General features: G+C 64.5%; 15 protein-coding genes. 6 read left to right on the forward strand and 9 right to left on the reverse strand.

Annotation, left to right across the window (positions count from 1 at the left end):
- The first annotated feature begins 193 nt into the window (after nt 1–193).
- On the forward strand, nt 194–694 hold the full coding sequence (locus ACWGS9_RS26055; RefSeq protein WP_454507958.1) for a CAP domain-containing protein: 501 nt from the start codon (nt 194–196) through the stop codon (nt 692–694).
- Between the two features lie 34 nt (nt 695–728).
- On the opposite strand, the gene ACWGS9_RS26060 is transcribed toward ACWGS9_RS26055, so the two are convergent.
- The 3 genes from ACWGS9_RS26060 to ACWGS9_RS26070 all read right to left on the reverse strand — a co-directional run bounded on the left by ACWGS9_RS26060 (nt 729) and on the right by ACWGS9_RS26070 (nt 4,398).
- Complete coding sequence (locus ACWGS9_RS26060; protein WP_454507959.1) at nt 729–2,261, reverse strand: DHA2 family efflux MFS transporter permease subunit; 1,533 nt, start codon at nt 2,259–2,261, stop codon at nt 729–731.
- Between the two features lie 410 nt (nt 2,262–2,671).
- A complete protein-coding gene (locus ACWGS9_RS26065; protein WP_454507960.1) occupies nt 2,672–3,922 on the reverse strand; it encodes an HlyD family secretion protein in 1,251 nt (416 codons plus the stop codon).
- Nucleotides 3,919–4,398 (reverse strand): MarR family winged helix-turn-helix transcriptional regulator, encoded by a 480-nt coding sequence (locus ACWGS9_RS26070; RefSeq protein WP_454507961.1) that lies wholly within the window; start codon nt 4,396–4,398, stop codon nt 3,919–3,921. Before ACWGS9_RS26070 ends, ACWGS9_RS26065 begins: the two co-directional genes overlap by 4 nt.
- 212 nt (nt 4,399–4,610) lie before the next feature.
- Between ACWGS9_RS26070 and ACWGS9_RS26075 the strand changes: the two genes are divergently transcribed.
- Nucleotides 4,611–5,444, forward strand: coding sequence for an AraC family transcriptional regulator (locus ACWGS9_RS26075; RefSeq protein WP_454507962.1), 834 nt, complete (start codon nt 4,611–4,613; stop codon nt 5,442–5,444).
- A gap of 43 nt (nt 5,445–5,487) precedes the next feature.
- Here ACWGS9_RS26075 and ACWGS9_RS26080 read toward each other — a convergent pair whose 3' ends face one another.
- The 4 genes from ACWGS9_RS26080 to ACWGS9_RS26095 all read right to left on the reverse strand — a co-directional run bounded on the left by ACWGS9_RS26080 (nt 5,488) and on the right by ACWGS9_RS26095 (nt 10,387).
- On the reverse strand, nt 5,488–6,423 hold the full coding sequence (locus ACWGS9_RS26080) for a bifunctional helix-turn-helix transcriptional regulator/GNAT family N-acetyltransferase (protein ID WP_454507963.1): 936 nt from the start codon (nt 6,421–6,423) through the stop codon (nt 5,488–5,490).
- Nucleotides 6,424–6,753: 330 nt separating this feature from the next.
- A complete protein-coding gene (locus ACWGS9_RS26085) occupies nt 6,754–7,890 on the reverse strand; it encodes an alanine racemase (protein ID WP_454507964.1) in 1,137 nt (378 codons plus the stop codon).
- Complete coding sequence (locus ACWGS9_RS26090) at nt 7,887–9,188, reverse strand: D-arabinono-1,4-lactone oxidase (protein WP_454507965.1); 1,302 nt, start codon at nt 9,186–9,188, stop codon at nt 7,887–7,889. Before ACWGS9_RS26090 ends, ACWGS9_RS26085 begins: the two co-directional genes overlap by 4 nt.
- A gap of 14 nt (nt 9,189–9,202) precedes the next feature.
- Entirely contained in the window at nt 9,203–10,387 is a 1,185-nt protein-coding gene (locus ACWGS9_RS26095) for an MFS transporter (RefSeq protein WP_454507966.1), read from the reverse strand.
- A 120-nt stretch (nt 10,388–10,507) separates the two neighbouring features.
- Here ACWGS9_RS26095 and ACWGS9_RS26100 point away from each other — a divergent pair, with 120 nt between their 5' ends.
- Nucleotides 10,508–11,134, forward strand: coding sequence for a TetR family transcriptional regulator (locus ACWGS9_RS26100; RefSeq protein WP_454507967.1), 627 nt, complete (start codon nt 10,508–10,510; stop codon nt 11,132–11,134).
- Nucleotides 11,135–11,358: 224 nt separating this feature from the next.
- Here the strand turns inward: ACWGS9_RS26100 and ACWGS9_RS26105 are convergent, their stop codons facing one another.
- Nucleotides 11,359–12,258 (reverse strand): LysR family transcriptional regulator, encoded by a 900-nt coding sequence (locus ACWGS9_RS26105; RefSeq protein ID WP_454507968.1) that lies wholly within the window; start codon nt 12,256–12,258, stop codon nt 11,359–11,361.
- Nucleotides 12,259–12,364: 106 nt separating this feature from the next.
- Between ACWGS9_RS26105 and ACWGS9_RS26110 the strand changes: the two genes are divergently transcribed.
- Nucleotides 12,365–13,126 carry an SDR family NAD(P)-dependent oxidoreductase gene (locus ACWGS9_RS26110; protein ID WP_454507969.1) on the forward strand — a complete coding sequence of 254 codons (762 nt, stop codon included), beginning with the start codon at nt 12,365–12,367 and terminating at the stop codon, nt 13,124–13,126.
- A gap of 16 nt (nt 13,127–13,142) precedes the next feature.
- On the opposite strand, the gene ACWGS9_RS26115 is transcribed toward ACWGS9_RS26110, so the two are convergent.
- On the reverse strand, nt 13,143–13,994 hold the full coding sequence (locus ACWGS9_RS26115; protein WP_454507970.1) for a hypothetical protein: 852 nt from the start codon (nt 13,992–13,994) through the stop codon (nt 13,143–13,145).
- Between the two features lie 74 nt (nt 13,995–14,068).
- Here ACWGS9_RS26115 and ACWGS9_RS26120 point away from each other — a divergent pair, with 74 nt between their 5' ends.
- Nucleotides 14,069–14,869: a methyltransferase domain-containing protein gene (locus ACWGS9_RS26120; RefSeq protein ID WP_454507971.1), complete on the forward strand. Its 801-nt coding sequence runs from the start codon at nt 14,069–14,071 to the stop codon at nt 14,867–14,869.
- Nucleotides 14,870–15,094: 225 nt separating this feature from the next.
- A partial coding sequence (locus ACWGS9_RS26125; protein WP_454507976.1) for a co-chaperone GroES occupies nt 15,095–15,264 on the forward strand: 170 nt, incomplete at its 3' end.

A 15,264-nucleotide genomic window follows, 5' to 3' on the forward strand; every position in this document is an offset into this window, starting at 1 on the left:
CGAAAACCGAACGGTTCTCGCAAAGCAATCATGCGCCAGATCAAGCTGGTCGGTCACCGCCTGTGGGTGGCCGCCCGTGGCTGCCACTTCAAGAACGAGCGCATCATAACCGATCTTCCGGGAAAAGTCGCCGCATCACGCGATTTTCATCGGCTGCCCGGCAAAAGCCACGATCGCGGGTATCAGAGGCCGGATGAGCATCTCGACCACCGCCGATTTGAACCGCCGCGCGCTGCTCAAGGCCGCCGGCCTCGCAGCGCTTGCCGGCATCGCCGCCTGCAGCACCGTCACCGTGCCGACCGGAGAAGGCGCCGGCGCTTCTTCATCCGCGACGGCGACGCTTGGCGGCATTCGCACCTCGGCCGGGTTGCAGGCGCTGGCTCCCGACACGCAGCTCGAACAGGCGGCGCTGCAACAGGCCGGCTACATGGCGTCGCGCGAGCGCATGAGCCACACGACAAGCTGGGGCAAGGATTTCGCCTCGCGCATGAAAGACAATGGCGTGCGCGGCGCTGCCGCCGAAAACATCGCCGAGGGTCGCTTCGAACTCGAGAAACTGTTCGACATCTGGATGCATTCGGCCGGCCACCGCCGCAACATGCTCGATCCCGACTTCAGCCGCTTCGGGCTGGCCTATGTACGCGACGGCCGCGATCCGGCCTTGCGCTACTGGGCGCTGGTGCTCGGCAGGTAATCACGATTTTCATGATGGCCGACCGGCCGCTTCATCAATCCATATGGGCCGCCGGCGCGCCGCCCGCCGGCGCGGCCTTGGGCTTGCGCAGCAGGATCACGAACGGGATCGCGACCAGCGTCATCACCATCAGGATTTTGAAGTCGTTGATATAGGAGATCATCATCGACTGGACGTTCACTGCGCGGTCGACCTGCGACAGTGCCGCGGGGTCTCCGCCAGCGGCCGCCCGAGACGCGGCCCACAGGTTCGGGTTGTAGGGGTTGATGAAGGCCGACAGCTCGGTGTGGTTGATCTGCGTGTTGCGCACCATCAGCGCCGCAACCACCGACACGCCGATCGATGAGCCGAGATTGCGCACCAGGCTGAACAGCGAGGTGGCGTCGGTGCGGTAGCGCGCGTCGAGCGTGGCGAAGGCGACCGTCGACAGCGGCACGAACACCATGCCCATGCCGAGGCCCTGGACGACACCCGAGGTGAGGATCAGCCAATTGTCCATCTGCGGCGTGAAGCTTGCCATGGTGTAGAGCGACTGCGCGGTGAGCAGGAAGCCGATGGCGACGAGGATCCGCGCATCGATCCTGTGCATGATGCGACCGACCACCAGCATCGAGATCATCGTGCCGATGCCGCGCGGCCCCAGCACGACGCCGATGGTGACGGTCGGATAGCCGAAGATGTTGGCCAGCATCGGCGGCAAGAGCGACATCGAGGCCAGGATCAGCACGCCCATGACGAAGATGAATCCCAAGCCTGTCACAAAATTGCGGTCGAGGAATATCTTTGGATCGATGAAGGGATGCTCGGCCGTCACCGTGTGGATGATGAACACCCAAAAGCCGGTGATCGACAAAGCGAGCTCGATCCAGATCTCGGCCGAGTTGAACCAGTCCACCTCGCCGCCGCGGTCGAGCAGAAGCTGCAGCGCGCCGACGCCGAGCGAGAGCATGGCGAAGCCGAAGAAGTCGAAGCCGCGCACGCGCTTGGCGATGACCGGCAGATAGGCGGCCATGCCGAGGAAGGCGAGGATGCCGACCGGCAGGTTGATGAAGAACACCCAGCGCCAGTTGAAGTTTTCCGTCAGCCAGCCGCCGAGCGTCGGCCCCAGAATCGGCCCGAGCATGATGCCGGCGCCCCAGATCGCCATCGCCTGGCCATGGCGCTCCCTCGGGTTGATGTCGAGCAGGAAGGTCTGCGACAGCGGCACGATGGCCGCGCCAAACACCCCCTGCAGCAGGCGGAACAGCACCATCGTCTCGAGGCTCCAGGCGAGGCCGCAGAGCATCGAGAAGATGGTGAAACCGACGACCGAGGCGAGGAACAGTTCCTTGCGGCCGAGCCGGTCGGCGAGCCAGCCGGTGACCGGCGTCATGATCGCCGCGGCCACGATATAGGAGGTCAGCACCCAGTTGATGTTGTCGGGCGAAGCGCCGAGGTCGCCGGTCATGGTCGGCAGCGCGACATTGGCGATCGTGGTGTCGAGCGCCTGCATGATCGTCGCCAGCATCAGCGCGACCGTGATCAGTCCGCGATGCGGTACTTCCTTGAAGGGTTCGGGCGCGCTCATGTTGCTGAACTTCCAGCAGGTAACAAAACGTGTAGACTAGAGCATGATGCCGAAAAGCGTGACGCGGGTTTCGGACGACATCATGCTCCATCTCTTTGATTTAGAGGCGGATTCAGATTTCAGGCCGACCGGACCTGAAATCATCCGGCCCTAGGTTTCCGGGCGGCGAGCCCTTACGTTGAGAGACCTTCATCGCGGTGGGACGCGACTATCGATGTGGGGGTTACATCGACCGAAAGTCTCTGTTGGAGCGGATCCTGCCGCCCGGAAATCTGAGGACCGAAGGGGCCGCGCCAAGGTTTCAGCTTTCGAACGAGCCGCCATGCGACCTGCCTTGCTGATCCCCGCCACTCCTCCCATCGGACCAATCCCCTGCCTTGCCCGCCTTATCCCGGCGGGCGTCGCTGTCGTTACTGCGCCGGCTCCCCTGCCGTGGCGTGGCCGAAGATCGACGGCAGGCCGCGCGCCACGCCGGTGTCGACCGTGACGGTGGCGCTCATGCCGGTGCGCAGCGCCATCTTGGCGTCGGGATCGGTCAGTTCCAGGCGCACGGGAATGCGCTGCGTGACCTTGACCCAGTTGCCGGTGGCATTTTGCGCGGGCAGCAGCGAGAACTCCGCGCCCGTGCCGGCGCCGATCGCCTTGACGGTCGCCTCGAAGGTGCGGCCCGGATAGGTGTCGACGACGATCTCGGCCTTCTGGCCCGGCTTCATGTTGGTGAGCTGGGTCTCCTTGAAATTTGCGTCGATCCAGGTGTCGCCGCTCTCGACCAGCGCGAACAGCGGCGTGCCGACGGCGACGTACTGGCCGACCTTGAAGGAGGCGGCCCGGTAGATGACGCCGTCAGCCGGCGCCCTCACCGTTGTCTGCGCCAGATCGTAGGCAGCCTTGTCGCGCGCGGCGAGCGCCGACATCACGGTCGGATGCCTATCGGTCTCGATGTCCGGGTTGCCGCCGAGCGCTGCCTTGGCGCCGACGATGCCCTGCTCCGCGACGGCCAGCTGCTGCCTGGCCTTGTCGAGGTCGTTGCGGGCTTGATCGAGCGAGGACTTGGCGTTGATGCCTTTCTGCTCGAGATCGGCGGCGCGGCCATATTGCGACTGCGCATACTCGACTTCGCTGCCGGCGGACTTTTCCTGCGCCGTCGCCTTGCTGTAGGCGGCGCGCAGCTGCTCGACATTGAGACGCGCCGCGGCGACCGCCGCATCGGCCTGGGCGAGCGCGATCTTGTAAGGCTCGGGATCGATGACGAAGAGAAGGTCGCCCTGCTTGACCAACTGGTTGTCGGCGATGCCGACCTGGACGATACGGCCGGCAGTATCCGAGGCGACCGAAATCCTGGCCTGCTGCAGGTTGGCGTTCTCGGTTTCCTGATAGCGGCCACCGGTCACCCAGACATACGAGCCGCCGGCAAGCAGGGCCAGCGGCAAGGCGACCATCAACAGGAAGCGGCCGAGGCGGCGCTTCTTCTTCGGCCCGGCCGGAGCGGGCCGCGGCTCGCGAGCCACCGCAACCGGAGCGGCCGCCGGCTGGGCCGGCGCTTCAGCGACCGGCTGCACCGACGCATTAGCGACCGGCTGCACCGGCGCATTAGCGACCGGCTGCACCGGCGCATTCAGCTTGGTGACGTTGTCGTCCTCTATCTTGGCTGACGCGTTCATGCTGCCTGCCCTTCTGTATTCTTGATCTTTTCCATCGACGACGTCTCGCCGTCCGTCAGATTCTGCACGATGGTGTCGAGCACCCGGATCAGGACGCGGCGTTCTTCCGCCGACACGCCGGTCAGCGATTCCTCATAGACCTCGCCGGCCAGGCTCTTGACGTCGGCATAGGCCGCGTTTGCCTTCTCGGTCGGGAAGATCATGCGCACCCGCCGGTCGGTCGCGTCCTGACGGCGTTCGATCCAGCCGCCCTCCTCCATGCGGTCGACCAGGCGCGAAACGCTGATCGGCTCGATTTCGAGGAGTTCGGCAAGCCGCGCCTGCGCGACGCCGGCCTCCTTGGCGACGCGGACGAGCAGCCGCCATTGCGCCGAGGAAAGACCCAATCCACTGGCGCGCGCCTCGAAGCGCTTGCGCATCAGGCGCTGCACGTCGTGGATCAAAAATCCCAATCTGTCGACGCCATCTGAAACCATGAGCGATACTTATAATAAGCGTGCTTATTATTCAAGTGGATGCTTTGCGCCAAGAAGCCGGCAAATCGACATATCAGCCATCTGATGCATTCATGGTTAGCGGCCGGTGAAGATGCGGCCGTGTCGAACGGAGATTTGTACCCGGTGCGCAATTTCGATCAAACTGGCTGTCGGTGCGGCGGCTAGTGTCGCCCGGCCAAATGCGAGGAGCCATGAACCCGACCGAGAAAGCGCTGTGGTTTGTCGAAAGCCATCTGCCGGACGCCATCAGTCTCGACGATGTCGCGGCAAGCAGCGGGGTCTCACGCTTCCATGTGACGCGTGCCTTCGGTGCGGCCACGGGACGGTCGGTCATGGGCTATATGCGGGCGCGCCGCTTGAGCGAGGCGGCGCGCAAGCTGGCCGGCGGAGCGCGTGACATTCTCTCGGTCGCGCTCGATGCCGGCTATGGCTCGCATGAGGCTTTCACGCGGGCTTTTCGCGATGAGTTCGGCACCACGCCGGAGCTGGTGCGCGCGCAGGGCTCGACCCAGACCCTCGATCTCGTGGAGCCCATCTTGATGGACAGTTCACTTCTCACCGCGCTAGAGCCGCCGCGCTTCGAGACCAGCCGGGCCTTCCTCATCGCCGGTTTCGGCGAGCGCTATAGCTGCCAGTCCAGCGCCGGCATCCCGATGCAGTGGCAGCGTTTCGCCCCCTATATCGGCAACATTCCCGGCGAGGTGCCCGGCTTGTTTTACGGCGCCTGCCTCAATGGCGACGATGCCGGCAATTTCGACTATGTCGTCGGCGTCGAGGTGACGGATTTCTCCGACCTGCCCAGGGATTTCTACCGGGTGCGGGTGCCGGCGCGGAAATATGCGGTGTTCTCGCACCGCGAACATGTCTCGACCATCCGCCGTACCGTCAACACGATCTGGAACAGCTGGCTGCCTACTTCCGGCCACGAAATCGCCGACGCGCCGGAATTCGAGCGTTACGGACCCGAATTCGATGCCCGCACCGGCGCTGGCGGGCTGGAGATCTGGCTGCCGGTCAAGGGGTGAGACGGCTCTCCCTTCTCCTCTTCTTGTGGGAGAAGGAAAAGAGCTACAATTCCAAATTCCAGGTCTGGCCGACCAGATCCTTGCCGAAGGAATGATGGCGTTCCTCGTCGACCAGCCTGAAGCCCGCTGCCTGGTAGATGCGGCGGGCCGAGCCCAGTATGTCGTTGGTCCAAAGCGTCAGCGTTCGGTAACCCTTGGCACGCGCGAAGGTGATGCATTCGTCGACCAGCCGCCGGCCGATGCCCAGGCCACGCGCCGAGGGCTCGACATAGAGGAGCCTCAGCTTCGCCACCTTGGGGGACTTGCGTACGACGAAGACCGAGCCGACCACCTCGCCCTCGCGTTCGGCGATCCAACGGCGCTCCCATTGCGGGACAAAATTCTTGACGAACTCGCCGAGGATCTCGGCGACCAGCGCCTCGTAGGTTTCGTCCCAACCATAGTCCTGGGCGTAGAGCATGCCCTGGCGGCGCGTGACCCAACCGATGTCGCCAACCTGCAGCGGCCGCAGGATGTAGGGCACCTTGGGCTCGTGCCTGTCGCCGAGCAGGTCCTGCACGGCGCGCATGGCCTTTACCAGCCGCTCCTGGTCGGCCGGCGCCAGGCGATCGAGCAGCGCGCGCACCTGGTCGTGCGAATCCTGGTCGAGCGGTGCGAAGGCTTCCCTGCCCGCCGACGTGAATGCGATCGAGGCGCGGCGCGCGTCCGCCTCGGTGGCTTCGCGCTCGACCAGGCCGAGTTCCTCGAATTTCTTCAGCAGACGGCTGACATAGCCGGGGTCGAGACCGAGGTCGCGCACCAGATCGCTGGCGACGAGCCCGTCGCGATGGGCAAGCTCATAAAGCACCCGCGCCTCGGTCAGCGAGAACGGGCTTTTCAGAAGGCCTTCGTCGAGCAGGCCGATCTGGCGGGTGTAGAAGCGATTGAAGGCGCGCACCGTGTCGATGCGTTCCTTGCCGGGATGATCGTGGATGGTCATGCGAAGTCCTCCTGTCATAGACAGGATCAATCATTTAGTTGACTGAGTCAATAAATACGCGAGCGGAACGCTACACAACGTCGTCATTCCAGGGCGGAGCAAGGAGCGAAGCGACGCGCGCAGACCCTGGAATCCATTCCATGACGGCGGTCGGAGAGTGCTACGCTGGAGAACAGGCTTGATGGGTCGAGGGTGCCAAGGATCCAATTCGTTGAATAGCGGAAAGGTAAGGGAATGGATTCCAGGGTCTGCGCTCCGCTTCGCGTCGCTCCGCCCTGGAATGACGAGGTCGCGGAGGCCGGCCCTAGTCGCGAGCGTTGAAGCGCCCTCTCAGCCCATCGGCAGCACCGGCCAGAACTCCACGATGCGCCCATCGGAAAAAGCCGCAATCGAGCCGAAATGCTGCAACACGGCCTCACTCTGGGTCGGCCGCAGGAAAGCGTAGTCTCCCGGCGTCACTTCCGCACCCGCCGGCAAGCCCATGAACTGCTGGTTGGACGACAGTCCGATCAAACCGTTCGGCTTCATGCCTTCGGGAAAAACCGGCTCGGCCATCCACTTGCCGCCATAGAGATAGCAGCCCTTGCGCGGGAAGAGGCCGAGCGCCTGCAGCGTGCGGGAAACCGCCGATGGACCCGGCAGCGCGGGATGGAGCGCCTTGAGGATCGGCGTCGCAATGAAGGCCGCCGGCTGGAAGCCGTTTAGGCCGGGTGTGTCGAAATCCTTGGGCAGCATGAAGGCCGAGCCGATCGACACTTCGTCGGCCACCCCGCCACCATGCAGCAGCGCCGTCTTCGAGCCGCCGATGTTGAGGATGCGGCGCTGGTCCGGGTCGAGGACAGCGACGAATTCCGCAGCTTTGGCCGAGGCCTGCTTCAGTGCTTTTTCCGCACCACCGAACAGTCGCGGTATCGCCGGCGCATGCGCCTCATAGGCCATGATGCCTTCGCAGTGCAGGCGCTCCGGCATCGTCAGCGCCTTGATCTCCCCAGGACTGGAAAAACCGCCGCGATGCAAGCCGACATCGACCTCGAAGGCGAAACGCAATTCGGTGTCGAGCGCGGCAGCGAGCGCGCCATATTCGGCCAGCCGCTCCGGCGTATCGATCAGCCAGCAGATGCGCGACCACCAGCCGGCGCTGCCTTGGGTCAGCGCTGCCTTGGCGGCCCCCACCGGCATAGGCTTGCCGTAGAGCAGGTCGCCCTCGGGAAAGGCATCGAGCACGGCCTGCGTTACCGGCGGGTGGAAGGTCATGAAGCGGCTGGTTCCGATCGCGCGTGCGATGTGCGAAAGCAGCGGCATGCAAGGCAGCGACTTGTCGACCAGCCGCACGGCGAGACCCGGCGCCAGCCTCTTTTTTACCTGCGCGATGTTGCCGTCCAGGCGGTCGCGGTCGAGCACAAGGCAGGGCCGGAAAATGTCGGCGGCTTTCAGCGCCTGCGACAGCGCGGCGAAATAGGCGCTCATTGTCGGGTGCCAAAAGGACTGGGCTCGATGCCGAACAGGCCGGCCATGTAGGGCGATACGAAACGGTTTTGCGGATCGATGTCGCGGCGCACCGCCATCGCCTCATCCCAGCGCGGATAGAGATTTTTGAAATCCGCCGCCTTCAGGCTGTGCATCTTGCCCCAGTGCGGCCTGCCGCCGTATTTCCGGAAAATCGGCTCGGCCGCGCGCATGAAGGGCAGCGGATCGTTCGCCGCATCGTGGTGGATGGCGATCGAGCAGGTCAGCCTTTTGTGGAAGGGCGAAAGCCAGAATTCGTCAGGCGCCACCGAACGCACCTCCATCGGGAAATAGACTTCCGGAAAGTGCTTTTCCGTCAGCGCGATGATCTCGGCCAACGCGTTGGAACCTTCCTCGTAAGGCAGGTGGTACTCCATCTCGTTGAATTTGGTGCGACGATCGCTGGCGTAGACATTGAGCCAGTCCTGAACATAATCCTCGGACGGCACTTTCTTCACCGCGCCCCTGATCAGCGCGCGGCGCAGCGACGGCAGCCAGCGCAAGACGGTGCGCAGCTCGCGCAGCGTCGCCAGCCCTTCCTCATCGTCTTCAGTAGGCCGCGGCGTGGGTGCCGCGTCGCTGAAGTCGCTGGCGATGAACTGGGCGTAGCCGGAAAACGGGATGTAATAGAACTCGGCCGAGCGATGCGCGGCCATCATCGTCTCGAAGTTTTGGAGCATGTCGGCGATCGGCAGCACCCATTTGCGGCGGCGCAGCCGGTAGGTCGCGATGTTGTTCATCGCCACTTCGGTCAATACGCCGAAGCTGCCCAGCGCGACACCGGTAGCGTGGATCATGTCCAGGTCGCCCGCCCGGCTGAACTCGCGCAGCTTTCCCCTCCCGTCGACGATCTGCAGCGCCTCGAGCTGGGTGTGATAGGCGCCGAGCGTCGGGCCGGAGCCATGCGTGGCGGTGCCGAGCGCGCCGCCGATCGCCTGACGATCGATGTCGCCCATATTGGGCAGGCCCTGGCCGATGTCCTGCAGGATGTGCATCAGGGCGCCCAGCCGCGTGCCTGCCCTCACCCGCGCCCGGTTAGCCGCTGCGTCATGCGAGACCAGCCCCTCGATCTTTTCCAGCGAGACGATGGTGCCGTCGGACTGCACCAGCGGCGTGAAGGAATAGCCGGCACCTGCGACGCGAAGCGGACCGGGCGCCGAACGCACCAGCTCGGCCAGTTCGCCTGCGTCGGCGGGTGTGGCGATCAATTTTGGGGAAGCGGTGACGAAGCCCGACCAGTTGCTCCACGCGTTTGCCATCCTAATCCTCCCGCTCAGGCCTTGCCGCGCCGCCGCGCGACGAGCACGAAGACGCCGAGCAGCAGCACGCTGGCCAAAGCGGTCGCGGCGGCGAATTCGGGCACGGGCCGGAAGTTCGCGCCGTCGATCAGCAGCGAGGCGGCGATCGGGCCGATGGCGAGGCCGAAAAGCTGGGCGGCCGGCACCAGCAATACGGCGTTGCGCGTCTCGTCGGCGGTGATGGCGAGGCGGATCTGATAGGGCACGATGAAAAGCAGGATGAAGCCCATCATCAGCGCGGCTGCCCAGAACACCGAAAGACCCGGGCCGGAGGCAAGCAGCACCGAGCTGATCGCCGCGATAATGCCGATGATTGTGATGGCAAAACGATAGTCGATGCGCGCCTCGAAGACGGTTGCGGTCATGGCGCCGATCACCTGCGCGGCCAGGCTTGCCGAAACCATCAGGCCGACCGTGCGGCCGTCAATGCCGAACTGCGCCCCGATGGGCTCGAGAAAAGCCCAGACGGCGCCGAAGAACATGAAATAGCAGAAGATCGACAGCAGCGCGGTGATCGCCGGCACGGTCGCCACATTGGCAAAATGCTCTTCCTTGGGCAGGTCGGCATAGTCGTCCGGCACGGTCCAGGCGACGACCAGCGAAAGCAGGCAGACGATACCGAGCGCGATGAAGCCGCCGGCCGAGCCGGCCGCAGGCACCGCATAGAGCGCGAGGATCAGCGCCAGCCCGCATTGCGCCAAGGTCTGCAGCGTGACGAAATAGCCGCCAATGCGCTCGGCCCGGCGCGAGCGGGCGATCAATTCGGTGGCGACGGCGACCAGCCCGCCCTCAGCGAGGCCGGCCAGTGTGCGGGCGCCGATCAGCGCGTTGGCGGTGCCGGCATAAGCGGTCCAGAAATTGGCGAGCGCGAGCAGGACGAGCAGCACCGCGCTCTTCCAGCGCATGTTCCTGGCGGGGAGCAGCATCGCCACGATCGCCGAGCCGATGGCGATCGCGATCATTTCTGCGGTGGCGACCAGCGCCAGCTGATCGCCGGTGACATGACCCTCCGTATAGAGCGCGCCGAGCAGCACCGGCTGCAGTCCGAGGATGAGCAGGCCGACCGAGCCGATCCACAGCGCCGAGGCCAGTTGCAGTCCCGTCGGATTGCCGACAAGCCAATTGCCATTGTCCGCTTGCGCGGCTTGCGATGCAGTCACGAGGTGCCCTCCCCTTGCAGCTCGACCAAAAAACTGACAAGTTGTCAGCATCTAACGAAACTGATACTTGATCATGTTTCTTGTCAACCGCGAATTCGTAAGCTTCACGAGATTTGGCGCATGACGCAGACAAGGCGAAGGGCGACGGAACCGCGGCGCAGGCCGAAGCAGGAGCGCAGCCGCGAGCGCATCGATGCGATCCTCGCCACGACCATGCGGCTGATCGGCGAAAAGGGCATCGACGCGGTAACGATGAAGGAAGTCGGCGCGCTGGCCGGCGGGCCGATCGCAACCGTCTATCATTACTTCCCGAGCAAGTCGGCGATTTTGGCGATGCTCTACGAGCGGTTTTCCGAGGAAAGCCGAGCACGCTTCGGCGCCATCATCGCCGAGATACGCGCACTGGACGACGTGACCGCGGCCGCCGATCGCCTGCTCGACGACTATTTTGCCCGCGTCGCGGCGGACCCGGCCATCCAGGACCTGCAAAATGCCATCCAGGCCGACAAGGCGCTGCAGCATCTCGACATCGCCGAGACGAGGCATCAGGCCAAGATGTTCTGCGACCACGTCGCGCCGATGCTAAAGCTTGAGCAGCGCGAGGCGTTCGGGCGCGTCGTGTTCCTGATCTTCCAGCTTGCCGGCGGCGTCGTGCGGCTGGCGCTGACGCAGGATAAGGAAGAAGGCCGGCGCACGATCGAGGACTATCGCGCGATTATTCATACACAGTTGCGGCTGTTTTTGTAGGTTTCGGTGACGCCGCTCTAGACCGCGAAAGTCGTGTTCCTTCACACCCCCCTCTGCCCTGCCGGGCATCTCCCCCGCAAGGGGGGAGATCAGATGTCGCACCGGGTTTCGCTAATCCCCCACGCCGCAGAATTGGCTAGCAATCGGAGCTGCCAATCTCCCCCCTTGCGGGGGAGATGTCCGGCAGGACAGAGGGGGGGTGCTGTCCCGCCAGCGAAGATAACTTAGGACGGCTCCAGCTTCGGCCCCAATATCTCCACCAGCCAATCCACAAACACCCTCACCCTCGGCGACAATTGTCGGCTGGGCGGATAGAGCACCGAGATCGGTGTCGGCGTCGGCGGATTGTCGGGAAGCACCTCGACCAGCCGGCCGGCGCCGATATCGGCGGCGAAGCGGCGGCGCGGCGCCTGGTAGAGGCCGAAACCCTGGCGCACCAGCGTAGCGGCGGTGTCGGAATTGGAAACAGTGACCCGCGACGGAAGCACGATCTCGCGGATCTTGCCGTCGACGGTGAATTCCAGCGGCATCACCTGGCCGGTGCGCGACGAGACGAAGCCGATCATCATGTGCCCGGCAAGCTCGTCCAGCGAGCGCGGCAGGCCATGGCGCTCGATATAATCCGAACTTGCCAGCGTCGCCTCGCGCGCCATGCCGATGCGGCGCGCGATCATATCGCTGTCGGGGAGCGTTCCGGCGCGCACCACGCAATCGACGCCCTCGCGCACCAGATCGACGAAGCGGTCGCCCTCGCCGATATGCAAACTGAGCGCGGGATAGCGGGCGAGCAGCGCCGGCAGTTCCGGGATGACGAAGGTGCGGGCCATGTTGCCATTGATGTCGATGCTCAGTCGCCCGCGCACCTCATGCGCACCGAACCCGCCCTCGGCGTCCTCGATGTCGGCAAGAATGGCAATGCAGCGCTGGTAATAGGCTTCGCCGTCGAGCGTCGTGGTGACGTGGCGCGTGGTGCGGCGCAGCAGTTGCACGCCCAGCCGCTCCTCCAGTTGCTTGATCGCGGCGGTGGCGCTGGAGCGCGGCAGACCGAGATCTGCGGCGGCCGCGGTGAAGCTGCGCCGTTCCACGACGCGGGTGAAGAGCCGCATGCTGTCAAATCGGTCCATCACTTATTGTTCGCACGGGCTGAATAGTGTTGGCAATCCGTGGCCGATTATATCGCCCCTCTAGGCGAGTATATGCATCTCCATCGACACAGAAGGAGATTTCGCCATGACCACCCGTCCCATCGCTCTCATCACCGGCGGCAGCCGCGGCCTCGGCCGCAACACCGCGCTCCACCTCGCCCGGCGGGGTGTCGACGTCATCGTCACCTATCGCACGCGCGCCGATGAAGCGAAGTCGGCGATCGCCGAGATCGAGGCCGCCGGCGGCCGCGCCGCAGCACTTGAGCTCGACACCGGCGCCGTCGCCACCTTCCCGGCCTTCGTCGCGGCGCTGAAGACGACGCTCAACGAGACCTGGCAGCGCGACCGCTTCGACTATCTCGTCAACAATGCCGGCACCGGCCTGCGCAAGATGATCGGCGAGACGACGGAAGAGGAATTCGACACGCTGATGAACACACATCTCAAGGGCGTGTTCTTCCTCACCCAGGCGCTGCTGCCGATGATCAACGACGGCGGCCGCATCGTCAACATCTCGAGCGGGCTTGCCCGCTTTGCCGCTCCCGGATCGTCGGCCTATGCGATGATGAAGGGCGGCATCGAGGTGTTCACGCGCTACCTCGCCAAGGAGCTTGGGGCGCGCGGCATCACCGCCAACACCGTGGCGCCGGGCGCCATCGCCACCGACTTCAATGGCGGCCATGTGCGCGACGATGCCGAGATCAACCGCATGGTGGCCGGCGTCACCGCGCTCGGCCGCGCCGGCGTCGCCGACGATATCGGCCCGATGATCGCCTCGCTGCTCTCGGACGACAATCGCTGGGTCAACGCCCAGCGGATCGAAGTCTCGGGCGGCATGAATATCTGAGCGAGTGTGATCCCGCTTAGCTCACCTGGCGGATCAGCCCTTCGAAGCCGTCGGCGAGATTGGCGTTGCCGGCGGCGAGGAAGGCAGACAGGTTGCGGACGCGGCCGGGCGTCTTGTTGGCGTCAAGCAGCACGGCCCTGCCTTCATGCATGACGAAATCGAATTTGCCGTAGTCGAAGCCAAGCTCACGCCGCAGCGCCCGGAGCTCGTCGGGAACCGGAACCGGCTCGCGGCGGATCGTATCTTCGCCTTTGACCAGGTTTTGCGGCGAGACATGCCGGGTACAACGCTCGCGTTCTCCGCAGAACAGCCAGAAGCGGGCGCCAAAGCCATCCGGCTCGGGCTCGGGAACGAACTTTTCCACCACGAGATCCTTGCGATCGAACACCGCCGAGGGAACATCCGCAAGCGAGCTATGGATGCGGTAACGATCGAGCAGCTTGGCATCGGGAAATGGCTCCGGCCTGCCGGCGCGCCGCGATCGCCGGTTGAGCGTCTGCTCTCGCGTTCCCAGATTGTTGAGGCTGCTCTTGACGATGACAGGGCCTTGCCAGCCGTGGTCCCTGTCGATCACCGCGCCGCTCACGCGTCGCTTCGAGATGTCGGCGGCGCCGATGTTGAGGCAGAAGGGATAGGTGCGCGCGTATTCGACATATTCAGGTGGCGTCACGGTCGCGTCGACATGCAGTACCGCGATATCCGCCTCCGGCTTGGCCGAAGTGCCCGCAAGAATGCGTACGGAATGTCCCCGGCGCTTCAGCTCCTCCAGGAGATCGAAGAGCATGTAGGGGCTGTCGCGGCGCAGCAACGGCGCGCGACGACGTTCAAACCCGTCAAACTCATGCGTGATAACCGCGATACGTGCCATCCACCCTCCCGCTTGGTTTCTTGAGCGTCCTCGATTATGCGTTCGAATACAATGTCGTACGGGCGGAGCTGTGGATGACTGAGCACTGGAATGCAATTCGCAAGCACTGGCGGTTGCTCGGGTCCCCCCTGCGGCCGCCGCCGGAAGTCGTCGAGGCTTATAATCGCGAACTCGACCTCGCTCGATCGCGCGTCGTCATGCTCGGCGTGACACCGGAGCTTGCCGCACTGGGCGCCACCATGACCGCAGTCGACGAGTCCGCCGACATGATTGCCGGCATCTGGCCGGGCGACACCGATGCGCGCAAGGCGGTGCGGGGAGACTGGTTCGACCTGCCGTTTCCTGGCGCGAGTATCGATGCGCTTATAGGCGATGGATGTCTCTCGGTCATCGGCGGAGCCGATGCAAGACGAGCGCTTTTCTCGGCGATCGCGCGCGCACTCAATGCCGACGGCCGCGCCGGCATCAGGCTTTACGCCTCTTCCGAAACACGCGACGACCCCAAAGATGTCCGCGCCCTGGCATTGAGCGGCGGCGTCTCGACCTTCCACGAGCTCAAATGGCGCGTGGCCATGACCGCAAGCGGCGGCGCGCCCGACTACATCATACCGGTAACGGGAATCCTCGAGCAATTCGACAGGATGTTTCCCGACCGCGACGAGCTTTCGGCGCGTACCGGATGGGAACTGCCGGTCATCGGCACCATCGACGTCTACCGGAACTCGTCGGCCATCTACAGCTTCGCGCCGGCGGCGGCTATCGTCGAAGAGGCCGAAGCGGATTTCGGCGATGTCGGCATTGTCTCGACCGGTACGTACGGGCTCGCCGAGCGCTGCCCGCTGCTGACGCTGCGGTCGCCGAGGCGCCGGGACTAACGGGCAAGATTGCTCGACCATGCCTGGCGCCAGCCAGCGTATTTCCGCCTGCCGACACGCATGAGAAAAATTTCGCGCGATTGCCCCTTCCCGCGCGCCTTGACTCTCGCAAGTCACCGGCCTATCTCAGCGCCACGTTAGCACTCGCCATTGGTGAGTGCTAACCATGTCCGGCATCGCCGGATGGAGGAACAGTTCTCACCGTTCTCATTCGAGGAAGAAAAAATGGCAAAGTCGAAGTTCCGCCCGCTTCATGACCGCGTGGTCGTTCGCCGGGTTGAATCCGAATCCAAGACCGCCGGCGGGATCATCATCCCCGATACGGCGAAGGAGAAGCCGCAGGAAGGCGAGATCATCGCCGTCGGCTCCGGCGCTCGCGACGAAAACGGCAAGCT

Source organism: Mesorhizobium sp. Arg314, assembly GCF_053714275.1.